The organism is Pantoea sp. AS-PWVM4, assembly GCF_000468095.1.
Classification (GTDB): domain Bacteria; phylum Pseudomonadota; class Gammaproteobacteria; order Enterobacterales; family Enterobacteriaceae; genus Pantoea; species Pantoea phytobeneficialis.
Map to the genome: position 1 here is coordinate 78,391 of NZ_ASZC01000003.1, position 15,626 is coordinate 94,016.

General features: G+C 57.6%; 14 protein-coding genes. 12 read left to right on the forward strand and 2 right to left on the reverse strand.

The window, feature by feature from the left end; genetic code table 11:
• The first annotated feature begins 22 nt into the window (after positions 1-22).
• From gabT to L579_RS03000, 6 genes are all read left to right on the forward strand, one after another.
• Positions 23-1,339 carry a 4-aminobutyrate--2-oxoglutarate transaminase gene (gene gabT, locus L579_RS02975; RefSeq protein ID WP_013509632.1) on the forward strand — a complete coding sequence of 439 codons (1,317 nt, stop codon included), beginning with the start codon at positions 23-25 and terminating at the stop codon, positions 1,337-1,339.
• Positions 1,340-1,480: 141 nt separating this feature from the next.
• Positions 1,481-1,993, forward strand: a complete 513-nt coding sequence (locus L579_RS02980; protein ID WP_021182786.1) for an Lrp/AsnC family transcriptional regulator — start codon at positions 1,481-1,483, stop codon at positions 1,991-1,993.
• A gap of 581 nt (positions 1,994-2,574) precedes the next feature.
• The gene (locus tag L579_RS02985; RefSeq protein WP_021182787.1) at positions 2,575-3,021 is read left to right on the forward strand and encodes a GNAT family N-acetyltransferase; all 447 of its coding nucleotides are present in this window, start codon (positions 2,575-2,577) and stop codon (positions 3,019-3,021) included.
• Positions 3,022-3,036: 15 nt separating this feature from the next.
• Positions 3,037-5,082: a hydantoinase/oxoprolinase family protein gene (locus L579_RS02990; RefSeq protein WP_021182788.1), complete on the forward strand. Its 2,046-nt coding sequence runs from the start codon at positions 3,037-3,039 to the stop codon at positions 5,080-5,082.
• A 1-nt stretch (position 5,083) separates the two neighbouring features.
• Positions 5,084-7,051, forward strand: a complete 1,968-nt coding sequence (locus tag L579_RS02995) for a hydantoinase B/oxoprolinase family protein (RefSeq protein ID WP_021182789.1) — start codon at positions 5,084-5,086, stop codon at positions 7,049-7,051.
• A gap of 103 nt (positions 7,052-7,154) precedes the next feature.
• Entirely contained in the window at positions 7,155-7,997 is an 843-nt protein-coding gene (locus tag L579_RS03000) for an oxidoreductase (protein WP_021182790.1), read from the forward strand.
• Positions 7,998-8,108: 111 nt separating this feature from the next.
• Here L579_RS03000 and L579_RS03005 read toward each other — a convergent pair whose 3' ends face one another.
• Together L579_RS03005 and L579_RS03010 are read right to left on the reverse strand one after the other, a co-directional pair.
• Positions 8,109-8,561, reverse strand: coding sequence for a transposase (locus L579_RS03005; RefSeq protein ID WP_021182791.1), 453 nt, complete (start codon positions 8,559-8,561; stop codon positions 8,109-8,111).
• A 186-nt stretch (positions 8,562-8,747) separates the two neighbouring features.
• The gene (locus tag L579_RS03010) at positions 8,748-10,901 is read right to left on the reverse strand and encodes a putative bifunctional diguanylate cyclase/phosphodiesterase (RefSeq protein WP_021182793.1); all 2,154 of its coding nucleotides are present in this window, start codon (positions 10,899-10,901) and stop codon (positions 8,748-8,750) included.
• 310 nt (positions 10,902-11,211) lie between these two features.
• Here L579_RS03010 and phnF point away from each other — a divergent pair, with 310 nt between their 5' ends.
• From phnF to phnK, 6 genes are read left to right on the forward strand one after another with little or no spacing between them, the layout of a single operon-like run.
• Positions 11,212-11,925, forward strand: coding sequence for a phosphonate metabolism transcriptional regulator PhnF (gene phnF, locus L579_RS03015; RefSeq protein WP_036625082.1), 714 nt, complete (start codon positions 11,212-11,214; stop codon positions 11,923-11,925).
• Positions 11,925-12,371: a phosphonate C-P lyase system protein PhnG gene (gene phnG, locus L579_RS03020; RefSeq protein WP_021182795.1), complete on the forward strand. Its 447-nt coding sequence runs from the start codon at positions 11,925-11,927 to the stop codon at positions 12,369-12,371. The genes phnF and phnG overlap by 1 nt, the downstream gene beginning before the upstream one ends.
• Positions 12,371-12,946, forward strand: coding sequence for a phosphonate C-P lyase system protein PhnH (gene phnH, locus L579_RS03025; protein ID WP_021182796.1), 576 nt, complete (start codon positions 12,371-12,373; stop codon positions 12,944-12,946). Before phnG ends, phnH begins: the two co-directional genes overlap by 1 nt.
• Complete coding sequence (locus L579_RS03030; protein WP_021182797.1) at positions 12,946-14,022, forward strand: carbon-phosphorus lyase complex subunit PhnI; 1,077 nt, start codon at positions 12,946-12,948, stop codon at positions 14,020-14,022. Before phnH ends, L579_RS03030 begins: the two co-directional genes overlap by 1 nt.
• Positions 14,015-14,863 (forward strand): alpha-D-ribose 1-methylphosphonate 5-phosphate C-P-lyase PhnJ, encoded by an 849-nt coding sequence (locus L579_RS03035; RefSeq protein ID WP_021182798.1) that lies wholly within the window; start codon positions 14,015-14,017, stop codon positions 14,861-14,863. The genes L579_RS03030 and L579_RS03035 overlap by 8 nt, the downstream gene beginning before the upstream one ends.
• Positions 14,853-15,614 (forward strand): phosphonate C-P lyase system protein PhnK, encoded by a 762-nt coding sequence (gene phnK / locus L579_RS03040; RefSeq protein WP_021182799.1) that lies wholly within the window; start codon positions 14,853-14,855, stop codon positions 15,612-15,614. The genes L579_RS03035 and phnK overlap by 11 nt, the downstream gene beginning before the upstream one ends.
• Positions 15,615-15,626: the final 12 nt, after the last annotated feature.

Consider the following 15,626-nt stretch of genomic DNA (forward strand, 5'->3'; position numbering starts at 1 on the left):
GTTACGTGGATGAGGGTTAAAAATGCAGAATGTCATGGCGGAACAGCAAACATATTCCGATAACAGCCTGTTACTGGATGCGCGTGAGCAGCATGTGCCGCGTGGCGTGGTCACCGCACATCCGCTGGTGATCGAGCGGGCTAAAGGTAGCGAAGTATGGGACGTTGAGGGGAATCGTTACCTCGATTTCGTGGGTGGTATCGGCGTACTGAACGTTGGCCATAACCATCCGGCGGTGGTAAATGCGGTTACCAAACAGCTTGGTCTGGTTTCGCACGCCTGCTTCCAGGTGGTGGCGTATCCGGGGTATATCGAACTGGCGCAGCGTCTGAATCAACTGGTGGGCAATGGCCAGCCGTTTAAGAGCGTGTTTTTCACCAGCGGTGCAGAAGCGGTAGAAAATGCGGTGAAGATCGCCCGTGCGCATACTCAGCGATCCGGCATCATCGCTTTTGATGGCGCGTTTCATGGCCGTACCTTACTGGGTTGTACCCTGACGGGCATGAGCCAGCCCTACAAACAGAATTTCGGTCCTTTCCCTGGCGAGGTGTATCGCCTGCCGTTCCCGAACGCGTTTTACGGCGTAAGTGATGACGATTGTCTGCAAGCGCTGGACCAACTGTTTGCGGTGCAGATTGCGCCGGAACGTGTGGCGGCGATTATCATCGAACCGGTTCAGGGCGATGGCGGCTTCCTGCCAGCGGGGGCCAACTTTATGCAGGCGCTGCGCCGCGTTACGGAAAAACACGGCATTCTGCTGATTTGTGATGAAGTGCAGACCGGTTTTGGACGTACCGGCAAAATGTTCGCTTTCCAGCATTCGGAGATTACCCCGGATCTGATCACCGTGGCGAAAAGCCTCGGCGGCGGCTTGCCGATTTCCGGTGTGGTAGGGAAAGCGGCGATCATGGATGCGCCATTACCTGGTGGGCTGGGCGGCACCTATGGCGGTAATGCGCTGGGCTGTGCGGCGGCGTTAGCGGTGCTCGATCTGATGGAACACGACAACCTGCTGGCGCGCAGTAATCAACTGGGCGAGAAACTCAATGCGCACCTGCATCAGCTGGCGGAAAAATACGCCTGTATTGGTGATGTCCGTGGCGTGGGCTTTATGCAGGCGGTGGAAATCATCGATTTTGAGACCAAACGTCCTGATGCGGCGATGACGCAAAAGATTCTGGATTGCGCCTGTCAGGAAGGATTGCTGTTGATTAAATGTGGTCTGCACCGCAGCACCATCCGCTTCCTGGCTCCGCTGGTCACCACCGATTCTCAGCTGGAAGAAGCGTTGCATATCTTTGATATCGCGCTGGCCCGCGCCAGTGGCCGACTCGGATAAATCCGGCTTCCTCATTGATATTGCTGGAATTATTAACAGGTTCCCCGAAGAACGTGGCGTGCGTCAGTGCTGGCGCAGCCACATTAAAGCGTGATATACCATCGGGATAACCTGCACGGTTGGTCAACAATGAGGGGTGCTATGAACGGCTTAATGAAACTCGACCGCATCGATATTAATATCCTGGTGCAACTACAAAAAGATGGCCGTATCAGCAACGTCAATCTGGCCGACGCCGTTGGACTTTCACCCAGCCCTTGCCTGCAACGGGTGAAACGTCTGGAGCAGGCTGGTTTTATCACCGGTTATGAAGCACACATCAACCTCACCAAAATTACCGACTCGGTGACGGTATTTACCGAAGTCACGCTGTCTGGTCATCGCCGCGAAGATTTTATGAAGTTTGAGAACGCCGTGCGTGATGTGGACGAGTTGATGGAGTGCCACCTGATTACCGGCGGTTATGACTACTTGCTGCGGTTTATTACCCGCAGCATTGAACATTACCAGGAAGTGATTGAGAAGATGCTGGATGCGCAAATCGGCATCGATAAGTACTTCAGTTATATCGTGATTAAATCACCGATTATGAAAAGCAGCGTGCCGTTGAGGTCGCTGATTGCGAAGCAGAATTCGGTGGAGTTTGGGGTGTGATTTCGTTCACCGTGCTGGTTTCGTTCGCCACAGGCTGATGTAGTTTCAGCTCGCCGGTGCGGCGACCGAGCAAAGGGTGCCTGGCCGCACCCTTTGCAATCCCGGGCCTCGCGCCAGCCTCTTTTTTGCGCGATAAATCGCGCCGCTACCACTCAACGCCGCCTTTCGCATCCTGGCTGCGTTCACTCGCTCAGCGAGTCCGGATGGCGCCCCACCCGCCGCTGCATGACTTGTGTTTTTTGGTGATTTAATTATTGCTGTCTGCGCGATAAATCGCGCCGCTACGGGTAACGTGCGGCCATTTGTAGCGGCGCGATTTATCGCGCAATTAAGAGAACACTGGGCTCGCAGGCGGTGGGGGTGGGCGGCATCCGCGCGTGCCGTCCGCCTGCACGTTGCAGCTGAAACTACCTAATGCCTGGCGGGCGGAACCCTCTCGATGCCTGCCCGCTGCCCCCCACAGCATAAAATTTCCCCACCGCACAAAATTCCCTTTATCTTAGCTGTTCCGGCTCTCGCTTCAGCCGCTATGCTTGCCCGTACGCCCTTACACTCAATTTATCCCTTTACAAGGAGTTGCCATGACCGCCTTGAACCTTGCCGATCACCTGTGGCAGCGCGATGACTTCATCATCTCCACCGAACGTCAGCGCCTGGATGTTGACTGGATTCATTATCAACTGGCCGAGCGTTCTTACTGGGCCAAAGGTCAGCCGCGCGCGAAAACCGAGCGCGCAATCAACGGATCGCTGCCCTTTGGTTTGTATCAGCAGAACCAGCAAATCGGTTTCGCCCGGTTGATCACCGACTACACCCGTTTTGGCTGGCTGTGTGATGTGATCATCGATGAAAACTGGCGTGGTCACGGCCTGGGCAGTTGGCTGGCAACCTGCGTGCGGGAGCACCCGGAATTGCAAACCGTGCACCGCTGGATGCTCTCAACCAATGATGCCCATCAGCTGTATCAGCGCCTTGGCTGGCGCGTAGTGCAGGACCCGCACAAGCTGATGGAATTTCCTCTCTCCTGATAACGGATAAAAACCATGTACCGTGTTGGCGTAGATATTGGCGGTTCCTTTACTGATTTTGCCGTGCTGAATGAGCAAACCAATCAGATCCACACTTTAAAAGTTCTCTCAAGGCCAGATCAGCCCGGCAGCGAGATTCTTACCGGGTTGGCGCAACTGGAGCAGCGTGACGGTATCGCGCCGCAGCATATCGAATACTTCACGCATGGCACCACGGTGGGCATCAACGCGGTGATCCAGCGGCGCGGGGTCAAACTGGCGCTGTTTGCCACAGCAGGTTTTTGCGATGTGCTGGAACTGGCACGCCTGAAGATTCCGCACATTCATGATCTGTTCTCGCGACGACCCGCCCCACTGATTTCCCGTGACCGGGTATTTGCCATCAAAGAACGTACCGATCGCCACGGCGAGGTGGTGCAGGCGGTGGATCGCCAGAGCGTGCTGGAGGCCATTGCTGGCGCAAAAGCGGCGGGTTGCCAGGGGATTGTGGTGGCGTTACTGCACAGCTATCGCAATCGCCACAATGAAGCCGCCGTCAAAGCCATTATCAATGAACAGGCACCGGAACTGCTGACCTCCTGCTCAGCCGATATCTGGCCAATTATCCGCGAGTATGAACGCACCATCACCGCCACTATCAATGCCTATGTGCAGCCGATGGTGATCAACTACCTCGAATCCTTTGAACGTGCGCTGAAGACGATGGGGGTGCTGCCGCCACCGCGCATCACCAAATCCAACGGTGGGGTGATGGGGGTGGAGCAGGCGAAAAGCGAATGCGTGCAGATGGTGCTGTCCGGCACGGCTTCCGGGGTGATCGGTGCCAGCTTCCTCGCCAGCGCCTGCGGTTTTGACAAAATTCTCAGTCTGGATATCGGCGGCACCAGCGCGGATGTGGCGGTGATTATCGATGGCCAGGTGGCGCAGGGTAACGGCGAAATTATCGGTGATTTTCCCATCTACATCCCGTCCGTGGCGGTGACGTCCGTGGGACAGGGCGGCGGTTCGCTGGCGTGGATCGATAATCAGGGCGTGCTGCAAATGGGACCGGACAGCGCCGGTTCACTGCCGGGACCGGTGTGTTTCCAGCGGGGCGGTACGCAACCGACCGCCACCGATGCCTTTGCCGCCTGCGGCATGATCGGCCACGGTGATTTGGGCTATAACGCGGTGAAAGTCGATGTCGCGGCGGCGCGTGCAGCCTGGCAACCGCTGGCAGATAAGCTCGATATTTCCGTGGAGGAGACGGCGGAAACCGCCATCGAACTGGCGATCTCCAGCATGTACAGCGATACCAGCGGTTTGCTGTCGCGTTTTGGTCTTGATCCGCGAGAATTCTGGTTCCTCGCGTTTGGCGGAGCTGGCCCGATGATGGGCTGCTTCCTTGCACGCGAATTGAATATGAAAGGGGTGATAGTGCCGCCGACGCCTGGCGTGTTGTCGGCGCTGGGTGGGCTGGTGGCGGATATCCGTAATGACTTTATCCGCACGCTGTATAGCGAACTGGACAGCACGCTGGCAGATAAACTGGCCACTGAGGCCGAGGCGCTGAGCCAGCGCGCACGCGGTTGGCTCACTGAGCAGCACGGCGAGGGTATGCCGTTTACCCTGCACTACAGCGCGGATATGCGTTATCGCGGCCAGTCGTTCGAAATTGAAGTGGCGCTGGAGGAATCCTGGCTGGCGCAGGCCAACGTTAATGCGCTGCATGAGGCCTTTGATCGCCAGCATCAGCAGTTGTTTGGTCACTGTGATGCCAATGCCCCGGTGCAGGTCATCAACCTGCGGCTGGTGATTGCCTCACCGACGCCGAAACCCACGCTCAATCGTCTGGCAGCGGCGCAGGGGCCGGTTGCGGTGGCGAAGCAGGTTAGCGCCTGGATCGATGGTGCACCGCATCAGGTCGATGTGGTGCTGCGTGCCAGCCTGGGCGCGGGACATCAGCTTTCTGGCCCGGTAATTATCGCCCAGGACGACTGCACCACCTGCGTGCCGCCGCAGATGACGGTGCGGGTGGATGAATTTGGCAACTTACTGATTACCCCGCTGGAGAGCAACTAAGATGGCGATTGACGGACGTAACCTGCAAATCCTCGCTAACTACTGCGCCGCAGCGGCCGATGCGATGGCGTTTACCCTGATGCGCACCGCGCACTCCACCTTCGTGAAAGAGACGGAAGATTTCTCCTGTCAGATCGTTAGCCGCGATGGCATGGCGTTTGCCTCGCCGCGCAGTTTCGGTGCGCCCTGGTACAGCGGCATTGACTACGGCCCGGTGCTGGCGTTGATCGACCACTACGACGAGGGGGATATCTGCATCACCAACGATTCGTATGCCGGTAACGTGGCGACCCACTCACCGGATATCCATATCTGGAAGCCGGTGTTTCATCAGGGGGAAATCGTCTGCTTTGTCGTCGGGCATATCCATAACACCGATGTCGGTGGGGCGGTGCCCGCGTCGCTGTCGCGTTCCCTGACGGATATTGTGCAGGAAGGCATCCGCATTCCGCCGCTGAAAATCGTGCGCAATGGCGAACTGAATGAAGAAGTGGCGCGCATTATGCGCCTTAACGTGCGCGTGCCGGACCAAAACTGGGGTGATTTCAAAGCGCAACTCGCTTCGGTCAACGTGGGTGAACGCAAAATCCATGAGATCATTGCCCGTTTTGGCGTTGAAGATTTTCTTCAGGGCATCGAAGGGATTCTCGATTACGCCGAACGCCAGGCGCGCAGCATTATCGCTACCATTCCTGACGGCGAATATTTCTATGCTGACTTTGCCGATGAAGATGGTGACGGGGGCTATCCGTGCCGCGTGGCGATCACCCTGCGCGTGCAGGGAGAGACGCTGGAGCTGGATTACACCGGTAGCGATCCGCAGTTGGCCTCTTCGTTAAATATGCCTACCGGGGGACGTGAGCGTCACCCGCTGGCGTTGGTCGGCGTCACTTATGTGCTCTCGACACTGGACCGTAACCTGCTGCTGAATGCCGGAACGCTGCGTCCGACGCGCGCCATTCTGCCGCCGGGCACGGTGATGAACTGTGAAGCGCCCGCGGCGGTCGGTATGCGATCGCTGACCTGTGCGCTGTCGCAAATCGCCACTATTGGCGTGTTCTCGCAGGCCATCCCGGATCGCCTGCCTGCCAACTCGCCGGGCGGTAACTCGATCATGAATATCCGCACCAGCGATGCTGCCAATCGGAGCGTCGTGGCGTCACTCGGGCCGGTCGGTGGTGGCGCGGGCGGCACGCCGCGGCATGATGGCCCGGACGGTTCCGGCGGTTTATCCGCCTTTCTGAAAAATACGCCGATTGAGATCAACGAAGCCGAGGTGCCAATCCACTTCCACCGCTACGGTCTGACGGCAGACAGCGCCGGTGCCGGGCGTTATCGCGGCGGGCTGGCGACCGAGATGGTGTTCGAGATTTTCGCACCGGATACGCTGGTCACCGCGCGTAACCGTAACCGTTCGGTGTTTGCCTCGGCGGGGGTGTTGGGCGGGCAGCCTGGCGGTCTGTCTCATTTCCGCACCCTGCGCGACGGCGAGGTGATCGAGCATGGCAATACCGATGTGATTCGGTGCCAACCGGGCGACATTGTTGAAGTGCGTGGGCCGGGGGCTGGCGGCTATGGCCTGCCGGTGCAACGTGATGAACAGGCGGTGCTGAGCGATGTACGCTGTGGCTTTGTCAGTCACGAGGCCGCCCGTTCAGACTATGGCGTGGTGATCGTCAATGACCAGATTGATCAGGCAGCCACCGCACGGCTACGCAGTGAAATGCGCCAGCAGGCCAGCGAACACTTTGATCATGGTGCAGCGCGTAACGCCTTTGAAGCGCGGTGGACGCCGGAACGTTATCAACTGCTGACCACGTTTTTGGCGGCAGCGCCCGTTGGCTGGCGTCATTTTCTCAAACAGCAGGTGTTCAGGGCGGTGGCGGCCGGAGGTGACACGGACACGGCAGCGCAGATGAACGCCATCTTTGCGGATTTGCGCCAGCGCTATCCGGCAATGAACGTTTAATGAGGCACATCGCGCTAAAACCGTTACGGGTTTCCTGCCAGACTTAGTCTCTTTGCCCGCTGGCATTGCCATCGGGCCTGGATCATTTCAGGAGAGTCTCAGCATGGCAACAGCAAAACTTCCGGTATGGTTTATCTCCGGCTGCTCCACAGGCTTTGGTCGGGAACTGGCGCAGCAGGCGATTGCGCGTGGATTCAACACCGTGGTGACCGCGCGCGACCCGGCTAAAGTGCAGGATTTGGTCGAGGGCCACAGCAACGCGCTGGCGGTCGCGCTGGATGTGACGCAGCAGGCAAGCATTGATGCGGCGGTAGACAAAGCGCTGGCAACCTTCGGCAGCATCGATGTGCTGGTGAATAATGCCGGTTATGGTTACCAAAGTTCGGTGGAAGAGGGTGAGGAGCAGGAAATCCGCGCCCAGTTTGATGCTAACGTATTCGGCCTGTTCGCCCTGACACGCGCTGTGCTGCCAGCGATGCGCAAAGCGCGCAGCGGCCATATTATCAACATCACCTCGGTGGCCGGATTTATCGGTTTTGCCAGCTCGGGTTATTACTCCGCCAGTAAACATGCGGTGGAAGGCTGGTCCGATTCGTTAGCACTGGAAACCGCTCCCCTCGGCATCCACGTCACCTGCGTGGAACCCGGACCGTTCCGTACCGACTGGGCAGGGCGTTCGCTGCATCAAACGCCAAGTAAGCTGCCGGAATACGCCGAAACCGCAGCCGCACGAATGAAAGCCACCTCTGCATACAGCGGCACCCAGGCGGGTGACCCGGCTCGCGCCGCCAGCGCGATGATTGCCATCACTGAAAATGCTAATCCTCCGCGCCATCTGGTCATGGGGGCCTGGGGTTATGACGCAGTGACCAATAAATTAAAAGAGCGGCTGGCGCAGATTGAAGCGTGGAAACAGACGTCGATTGATACGGATTTTCCGCAATAAGGAAATAACGCGCGATAAATCGCGGTGAGGTAAAAATGCGCGATAAATCGCGCCGCTACAGATCCAGCATATTTCTGTAGCGGCGCGATTTATCGCGCAATGTTTTGTGATTTATCGCACAATATTTTGATAGTAACGGTCCAGCTCCCAACTCATCGGATTCTGCTCAATATATTGCCGCACATTATATAATTCCTGCTCATCACGAATTACCCGCTCGAAGAAATTAAATTGCCAGATTTTCTGCTCACAACGCCGGGATACACCCGCTTTGTATAACCCAATAATGCGAGGCAGCGAAAAGGTGATGTTTTCCCCCAGCCATAAAACACCATGTAGATGATTTGGCATCAGAATAAAGCTATCCAACGTTAATCCAGCGACACGAGAGGGTAAAAAAAGCCATTCCTGGACGGCAATTTTTCCAACATTGTTGCATATCACCTTATTTTGATCGATATAACCAAAGAGCGGTGCGCGTAAACGGGTTACCAGCGTAATAAAATAGGCACCCGACGTTGTGTAGTCATAATGCGGCAATCTCAGGTTTTTTCTGCGCGGCATATTAATCTCCTTGTTGCAGGAGCATGCTGTCAGAAATAAAGCGATAAGACATTTTTATACCGGAATATTGCGTAACAGATTCCAGAAAATTTGAGGAACAGTTGCGCGATAAATCGCGTGCTCCACCGTAGCGGCGCGATTTATCGCGCAAAGTTTTATGATTCATCGCGCAAAGTTTTGTTGGTCTTAAACCATCCTTTCCAGCTCCTCAAACGGCACCGCCTGGCTGAACAAATATCCCTGCAACTGATTGCAGCCAGCGTCGGCGAGGGCGCTCATCTGGCCTTCCGTTTCCACCCCTTCGGCGGTCACCATCAGTCCCATGGCATGCCCGAGCCGTACCACCGATTCAATAATCGCTGCTGAATTCTGCGCCACCCCTAACGATTGGGTGAATGAACGATCGATTTTAATTTTGTCGACCGGGAAGGTACTCAGATAATTGAGGCTGGAATAGCCGGTGCCGAAATCATCCAGCGCAATGCGGAAACCGGCATTGCGCAGGGCGATGATGTTATTGCGCGCTTCATGTTCATCCTCAATCAGCACCCCTTCGGTAATTTCCAGCTCGAGGCGTTGTGGATCGGCACCTTCAGATTGCACAATTTCAATCATGCGCTCGACAAAACCGCTGGCGCGAAACTGAACCGGCGACACATTTACCGCCACAATCAACTGCGGCAGGCGCAACGAGGTTTTGCAGGCCTCGCGCAACACCCATTCCCCCAACGGGATAATCAGCCCGGTTTCTTCGGCAATGGCGATAAACTCGCCTGGCGGCACTTCGCCGCGTTCTGGGTGTTGCCAGCGCAACAACGCTTCGACACCATCAACGCGCTGACCGCTGATCTCCATCAACGGCTGATACCACACCGCCAGCCCATCAAAATGCAGCAGCGCCTGACGCAGGTCGGCGGCAATTTGCTGGCGGGTACGCAGCGACTCATCCATCACGCGTTCAAACTGGCGAAACTGACCGCGCCCACTATTTTTCGCTTCATACAGGGCAATATCGGCTTTGCGCATCAACTCCTGGCGGTCCAGTCCATCTTTGGGGGCCAACGCCAGACCGATGCTGGCACCAATCCACGCCTCGCTGCCAAATAGCTGATAAGGCTCGCTGAGCGCGCTGATAATGCGTTTTGCCAGCGACTGCACCTGACCAATATTCTCGACGTCCGGCATCACGATAATAAATTCGTCGCCGCCAATGCGGCCCACGGTATCGCTGGCGCGCACGATACTGGTCAGGCGATGGCCCACCTGAATAATCAGATCGTCCCCTGCGTGGTGACCATAGGTATCATTGATGGTTTTGAAGCGATCCAGATCAATCAGCAACAATGCCACACGATGGTCATAGCGTGCCGCAAACGCCAACGCCTGGGAAAGACGATCCTCCACCATCGAACGGTTGGGTAGGCCGGTCAGTACATCGTGAAACGCCAGGTGCTGCGCCTGGGCTTCGCTGGCACCTAACTTCAACAGCGACTGCGACAGACTGAGCGATGACGTCCAGATTCGCCGCACCATAAACAGGCACACCAGGGTGATCATCACCACCGATAGCAGGGTCGAGGGGCCGATGGTGCGCAACATCTGTGCGCCAGGGCGGTCAGGTTCCCAACTGATATATCCCACCGGATCGCCTTGTTGCGAGCTCAGGAGATAATGCGCCTTGTCATTGGGCAGCGATGTGTCACCGCTGAAATGTAATTGCCGAAGCTGGCTGCGATTCGCCAGTCCGTGCAGATAGTGGTCATCGAGATATTTTACGCTGATCAAGCGATAGCGCCCCGGCTGGCGGGTATCGCCGCTGATTTCCCCCACCGCCAGCGAAGCGGCACGATCACCAATACGGACAAAATCGGCGCGATCCGTGGTGCTGGCTTGTACCAGCGTCGTGTCCAGCATCGCCTGCACCTGCGGTTCAACATGGCGGTCTGGCACCCGTTGGCCGTTACGCCATACCTCAATCAGTTGGTTATCGCGGCCCAGCACCAACACCAGTTCGTGGTCGAACATTTCATATAACCAACTGCCGACATTTTCATCCAGCCAGCTTTGGTCGGGTTGGGATAAATCCAGCTGACTGGCTAAGGGGGCCCAGCGTGTCAGGCTACGTAGCTGGCGTAGATGTTCCGCCAGGCTTTGTTCGAATGAGGCCTCAATCATGCGTTGCTGCTGTTCTTGCGCTTCGTTATTGGTCAGCCGGGTGCCCCAGAACAGGCCCGCTCCCGCACCGGCAAAGGTCAGCAACAGAATCGCCGCTAACGGCAAAATCACTTCACGCACAAAATTGCGCCGAAAACCATCGGACAGTTTGATTGTATTAATCATTTTTAAAGTCGCGTAACAAGGAGGGATCATGATTTAACTTAGCAGAAGTCTGAAAAGCTGCATTGCGCAAGGGAAGTGTTAATGTTGTGAAAAAGGCAAAAAAATAGTTGAGCGTCGTCACAAAGGAAACAGTTAAAATTTTTTTATTAAAATCCCCGCCATTGTAGTCATTTCCTGCTGTCCAAAAGCAAATTCATCAGCACGTCACTGAGCCGTCACGGCATTGTCATTTGTCTGGGTCAAGGTAGTCGCCATCCCGCAGCGCCTCTGCTGCGTTTCCTCAACACTCGCGAGCGAGGTATTGATGGTGATGGAGATATCCAGACATCCGACCACTGTATATCAGGCAGTCGCCGCCCAACTGGAGCAGGCGTTGCAGCAACAATATCGCTGTGGCGATTACCTGCCTTCTGAACAACAGCTGGCCGCACATTATGCCGTTAACCGCCACACCCTGCGCCGTGCGGTAGACGAACTGGTAAACAAAGGGCTGCTGCAACGGCGGCATGGCGTCGGCATCCTGGTGCTGATGCGGCCTTACGACTACCCGTTACACGCCCAGGCGCGCTTCAGCCAGAACCTGCTGGAGCAGGGCAGCCATCCCACCAGCGAGCGTCTGCTGGCGGTGCTGCGTCCGGCCAGCCACGATGTGGCGACCGCACTGGGCGTCAATGAAGGCGATGACGTCATTCATCTGCGTACCCTGCGCCGCGTCAATGGCGTGCCGGTCTGCGTCATTAACCACTTTCTGTCCGAACTGCGCTGGTGGCCTGCGTTACAGCAGTTCCACAGCGGATCGCTGCATGACTATCTGCAACAGCATCTCGGGTTGCAACTGACCCGTGCACAAACCCGCATCAGCACCCGCCGGGCGCAGGCGAAGGAGTGTCAGCAACTGGAGATTGCCTTGCAGTCGCCGGTGTTATGCGTGCGCACCCTGAACAAAAACAGCGACGGGCAGGTGGCGGAATACTCCGTCAGCCTGACGCGCGGCGACATGATTGAACTGACTCTGGAGCACTAATGAAACAACCAACAGCCCGCCAGAACTGGCTCTCCGTGCTGGCTCACAGCGATGCCAGCGTACTGGAAGCCCACTGGCAGCCGCTGCGCCTCGCCCCGCGTTTTGAATGCGTGCGCCCGGCGGAAACTGGCCTGACGCGTTTGCAGGCACGCATGGGCGGCAGCGGCAAACGCTTCGTAATGGGTGATGCCACGGTGACACGCGCGGTGGTTAAGCTGCACGACGGCACCCTGGGATTCAGCTATGTGCTGGGACGCGACAAAGCGCATGCCGAGCGCTGCGCGTTAATTGATGCCTTATTACAGCAGCCGGAAACCCAGGCGCTGATTGCAGAAAAAGTGATTGCCCCGCTGGCGGCCCTGCGTGAGGAGCAGCGCCAGCTGCGCGCACGCGAAATCGCCAGCTCCAAAGTGGATTTCTTTACGCTGGTTCGCGGAGATAACTGATGACATTACTGGCAAGTTTTAACCATCCGGTGGCTGACGCGCAGCGTGCCTTCCGTCGAATTTTGAAAGCGATGAGCGAGCCGGGCGTGATGGTGGCGTTGCCACTGGCACAGGGCTGGGGCGATCTCTCCCCGGCGGCCACCGCGGTGCTGCTGACGCTGGTCGACCAGGAAAGCGCATTGTGGCTGGATGGCACGCTGGATAACGAACTGCTGCGCAACAATCTGCGTTTTCATACCGGTGTGCCGATTGTCAGCGAGCGCGATGCGCCGTTTGCTCTGACCCATGCCAGCGCCAACCCCGATCCGGCGTACTTTGCGGCCGGTGATAACCTGTCACCGGAAAAAAGCACCACCTTGATTGTGGAAGTCCCGGCACTGAACGGCGGCCTGACCCTGCGACTCTCCGGCCCCGGCCTGCGCGAAACCCGCGCCATTGCACCGCAATTGCCGGAGGCGATTCTGCATTACCTGCGCGAACGTCCACATCCGTTCCCGCAGGGTGTCGATCTGATCTTCACCTGTGGCGAAGCGATGATGGCACTGCCGCGTACCACCGACGTGGAGGTGTGCTGATGTACGTCGCAGTGAAAGGGGGCGAAAAGGCGATAGCCAGCGCCCATCAGCTTCAGGCCGATCTGCGTCGCGGCGATCGCTCACTGGCGGAGCTGCATTGTGACCAACTGGCCGCACAACTTGGTCTGGCGGTGGACCGCGTGATGACCGAGGGCGGAATCTACGATCCCCCACTGGCGGCGCTGGCGATCAAACAGGCCAGCGGCGACTTGGTGGAAGCGATTTTTCTGCTGCGCGCTTACCGCACCACGCTGCCACGCCTTGCCGACAGTCTGGCGCTGAATACTGACGCGATGCGCATCGAACGGCGCATCTCGGCGGTGTACAAAGATCTGCCGGGTGGCCAGGTGCTTGGCCCCACCTATGACTACAGCCACCGTCTGCTGGATTTTACCCTGCTGGCGAACGGCGTAACGCCAGCGGCACCGCGTGACGACCAGGCGCTGGCCCAGCACTGCCCGCATATGTTCAGCATGATGACGGCAGAAGGGCTGGCGGCCCGCGAAGAGGACGATGGCAGTGAGCCGTGCGATATCACCCGTGAGCCACCGACGTTTCCGGCTTCGCGTGCGGCGCGTCTGCAACAGTTGGTTCGCGGTGACGAAGGCTTCCTGCTGGCGCTCGGCTATTCGACCCAACGGGGCTATGGCCGCAACCATCCGTTTGCCGGCGAGATCCGCACCGGTTATCTCAGCGTGTCCATCTGCCCGGAAGAACTCGGTTTCGAGATTGAGATCGGTGAAATCCTGCTGACCGAGTGTGAGATGGTCAACGGCTTTACCACCCAGGGCGACAGCGCACCGCATTTCACCCGCGGCTACGGTCTGGTGTTTGGCCGTGCCGAGCGCAAGGCGATGGCGATGGCGCTGGTCGATCGTGCGCTGCAAAGCGATGAATACCAGGAACGTATCACCAGCCCGGCACAGGACGAAGAGTTTGTGCTGGCGCATGCCGACAACGTGGAAGCCGCAGGTTTTGTTTCGCATCTGAAGTTGCCGCACTACGTCGATTTCCAGGCGGAGCTGGAGTTGCTCAAGCGGCTGCGCCAACAGCATCAGGAGCAGAAAGATGAGTGAACTGAGCGGCTATAACAACGGTTATCTGGATGAGCAGACCAAACGCACCATCCGCCGCGCCATCCTGAAGGCGGTGGCGATCCCGGGTTATCAGGTGCCGTTTGCCGGACGTGAAATGCCGATGCCCTATGGCTGGGGCACCGGTGGTATCCAGATCACCGCCAGCATTATCGGCGATCAGGATGTACTGAAGGTGATTGACCAGGGGGCCGACGATACCACCAACGCGGTGTCGATCCGTCGCTTCTTCCAGCGCGTCAGCGGTGCAGCCACCACCGAGCGCACCCATGATGCCACCCTGATCCAGACGCGTCACCGCATCCCGGAAACGCCGTTAGAGGAAGATCAAATCCTGATTTTCCAGGTGCCGATCCCGGAACCGTTGCGCTTTATCGAACCGCGTGAAACCGAAACCCGTACCATGCACGCGCTGGAGGAGTACGGCATCATGCAGGTGAAACTGTATGAGGATATCGCCCGCTACGGGCATATCGCCACCACCTACGCCTACCCGGTGAAGGTCAACGATCGCTATGTGATGGACCCGTCACCGATCCCCAAATTCGACAACCCGAAAATGCATATGATGCCGGCACTGCAACTGTTTGGTGCCGGGCGTGAGAAACGCATCTATGCGCTGCCGCCGTATACCAAAGTGGAAAGCCTCGACTTCGACGATCACCCGTTCAGCGTGCAGCAATGGGACCAACCCTGTGCACTGTGCGGTTCACGCCACAGCTATCTCGATGAAGTGGTAATGGATGATGCCGGTACGCGCATGTTTGTCTGCTCCGATACCGATTTTTGCCACCAGCAGCAGGAACAACAGCATGCACAGTGAACAGCCGCTGCTTGCGGTCAATGACCTTACCCACCTCTACGCACCCGGCAAAGGGTTTGAAGAAGTGAGTTTTGCCCTCTATCCCGGCGAGGTGCTGGGGATTGTGGGCGAATCCGGTTCCGGTAAAACCACGCTGCTGCGTAGCCTGTCAGCCCGTCTGGCACCGCAGCAGGGCAACATTCTCTATCGCGATCGCGATCTTTATCAGTTAAGCGAAAGCGAGCGGCGTCGATTATTGCGTACCGAATGGGGTGTGGTGCATCAGCATCCGCTGGATGGTCTGCGCCCGCAGGTGACGGCGGGGGGCAATATTGGCGAGCGACTGATGGCGGTGGGGCAACGTCATTACGGCAACATTCGCGCCGAAGCGATGCGTTGGTTACAGGATGTGGAGATCCCGGCCGGGCGTATTGACGACCTGCCGACCACCTTTTCCGGCGGAATGCAGCAGCGTTTGCAGATTGCTCGCAACCTGGTCACGCAGCCGTCGCTGGTGTTCATGGATGAACCCACTGGCGGGTTGGATGTGTCGGTGCAGGCGCGCCTGCTCGATCTGCTGCGCACCCTGGTGCGTGAACTCAATCTGGCGGTGGTGATCGTCACCCACGATCTCGGCGTGGCACGGCTACTGGCGCATCGTCTGCTGGTGATGAAACAGGGCAGGGTAGTGGAGAGCGGCCTCACCGATCGGGTGCTGGACGATCCGCATCATCCTTATACCCAACTGCTGGTCTCTTCGGTGCTTAACTAATGGCGGAGTCAA